Here is a 2,463-nt window from a genome sequence, read left to right on the forward strand (position 1 = left end):
TTCATCAATATGCTGACGCATTACTTCAGCGGCTTCGCTGCGGCGCGTGACGCCGGCGGTGGTAACGGCGCGAATAGCGGCAAAAATTTCGTCGTGGCGGCGCATTTGGTAATCAACGGGCGCGATATCGATCATCACCATTTTTTCGATGCGTTCCGGCGCAATGGCACTGAGCGCCATGGCGATTTTTCCGCCCATCGAATGGCCAATCACACCAGCGCGATCGATCTGGTGCGCATCCAGCGTTTCGACAATGTCCTGCGCCATCACGTGATAATTCATCTCATCGCTGCGTGCCGACAAGCCGTGGTTACGCACATCAACCTGCAGCGTCGGACGAGCATCACGCACCCCACGCGCCAACATGCCAAGGTTATCCAGGCTGCCAAAAAGACCATGGATTAACAGAATCGGTGTGGCATCGGGGGCAGATTGTTCAGTTTGCAGACGGGCGTTCAAAATCATGGCTAAAGTTCTTACGGTTGTGACCTTGGCTTAGGTTATCATGGATTCACCTGTCCAGCAGTCAGGCCGGCGGGCATTAGGGCATATTCCGACTTTTGCCCGGAAACGTTGCCAACGCTATCGGCTGCCACGGATTTAACTTTATAATCCTTATGTTAGAACCCGCTCACGTTTTGCACGACTGGATTTTGCTAAGGCCGTTGCACTAATGCGTGGTTCTGTCATTTGCCAGAATCGTACGGAAAAAGATGAAAACGATTGAAGTTGACGAAGAACTCTACCGTTATATTGCCAGCCACACGCAGCACATTGGTGAAAGCGCCTCTGATATTTTGCGCCGCATGTTGAAGTTCACCGCCGGACAGAGCGCACCTGCTGCGCCCGCCGCTGGTGCATCTGTGAAAGAAGCGCAACCTGCCAGCCGCGAAGCGCGTCCTCAGGATCGCGTCCGTGCGGTACGTGAGCTGCTGCTCTCCGATGAATATGCCGAGCAGAATAAGGCGGTTAACCGCTTCATGTTGGTACTGTCAACGCTCTATCGTCTTGATCCGGCAGCGTTTGCTGAAGCGACTGCCTCGCTGCAGGGCCGTACCCGCGTCTACTTTGCGGGCGACGAGCACACGCTGCTGCAAAATGGCACCCATACCAAGCCGAAGCACGTTCCCGGCACGCCGTACTGGGTGATCACGAATACCAATACAGGTCGCAAATGCAGCATGGTGGAACACATCATGCTGGCTATGCAGTTCCCACAGGAACTGACAGAGAAAGTTCGCGGCACCATTTAACTGAAGCGTCAGGGAGAAGCGCCAATGGCCAATCACCCCCGTGCCGGGCAGCCTGCCCAGCAGAGCGATTTGATTAACGTTGCACAATTAACCTCGCAGTATTACGTCCTGAAGCCCGATGTGGCGAATCCGGATCATGCGGTGAAATTTGGCACTTCAGGCCACCGCGGCAGCGCGGGACGCCAAAGCTTCAACGAACAGCACATTTTGGCGATCGCGCAGGCGATTGCTGAAGAGCGCAAAAAGAATGGCATCACCGGTCCGTGCTACGTCGGTAAAGACACGCATGCGCTGTCTGAGCCGGCGATTCTGTCGGTGCTGGAAGTGCTGGCCGCTAACGGCGTGGACGTGATTGTGCAGCAGGACAACGGCTATACGCCAACGCCTGCGATCTCTAACGCGATTCTTGAGCACAACAAACGTGGCGGCGCGCAAGCGGACGGCATCGTAATCACGCCTTCGCACAACCCACCGGAAGATGGCGGTATCAAATACAATCCGCCAAACGGTGGCCCGGCTGATACCAACGTCACCAAAGTGGTGGAAGATCGCGCTAACCAGCTGATCAAAGGCGAGCTGAAAGACGTGAAACGTCTGCCGCTGGATCAGGCATGGGCGAGCGGTCACATCGTTGAGCAGGATCTGATCCAGCCGTATGTTGAAGCTCTGGCGCAGGTGATTGACTTCGCCGCCATCCAGAAAGCCGGCCTGAAAATTGGCGTCGATCCATTAGGCGGTTCCGGTATTGCTTACTGGCAGCGCATCGCTGAGCACTACAAGCTGGATCTGACCATCGTTAATGATGCGATCGACCAGACTTTCCGCTTCATGCATCTGGATAAAGATGGCGTGGTGCGTATGGACTGCTCATCTGAATGCGCGATGGCTGGCTTGCTGGCATACAAAGACAAATTCGACCTGGCCTTTGGTAACGATCCTGATTACGACCGTCACGGCATCGTCACGCCTGCGGGTCTGATGAATCCGAACCACTATCTGGCGGTGGCGATCAACTACCTGTTCCAGCATCGTCCACAGTGGGGCAAAGAGGTTGCTGTTGGTAAAACTCTGGTTTCCAGCGCGATGATCGACCGCGTCGTCAACGACATTGGCCGCAAGCTGGTAGAAGTACCGGTTGGTTTCAAATGGTTCGTTGATGGTCTGTTCGATGGCAGCTTCGGTTTCGGCGGTGAAGAGAGCGCGGGCGCAT

2 protein-coding genes and 1 pseudogene are annotated in these 2,463 nt (G+C 55.3%); 2 read left to right on the forward strand and 1 reads right to left on the reverse strand.

The features are described 5' to 3' along the window. Window positions 1-465, reverse strand: a 465-nt coding sequence (locus RTY00_RS23470) for an alpha/beta fold hydrolase (protein ID WP_312666566.1), incomplete at its 3' end; no start/stop codon positions are given. Window positions 466-713: 248 nt separating this feature from the next. Here RTY00_RS23470 and seqA point away from each other — a divergent pair. Both seqA and RTY00_RS23480 read left to right on the forward strand, forming a co-directional pair. Beyond that, entirely contained in the window at window positions 714-1,253 is a 540-nt protein-coding gene (gene seqA / locus RTY00_RS23475; RefSeq protein ID WP_061717375.1) for a replication initiation negative regulator SeqA, read from the forward strand. Window positions 1,254-1,277: 24 nt separating this feature from the next. Then, window positions 1,278-2,463: pseudogene (locus RTY00_RS23480) on the forward strand (phosphoglucomutase); the annotation flags it as partial.

Source organism: Pantoea sp. CTOTU49201 (assembly GCF_032054795.1).
Classification (GTDB): Bacteria; Pseudomonadota; Gammaproteobacteria; order Enterobacterales; family Enterobacteriaceae; genus Pantoea; species Pantoea symbiotica.

Excerpts from the sequence above, each read along its gene's own strand:
- seqA (WP_061717375.1), top strand. The coding sequence starts at position 714 with ATGAAAACGATTGAAGTTGACGAAGAACTCTACCGTTATATTGCCAGC.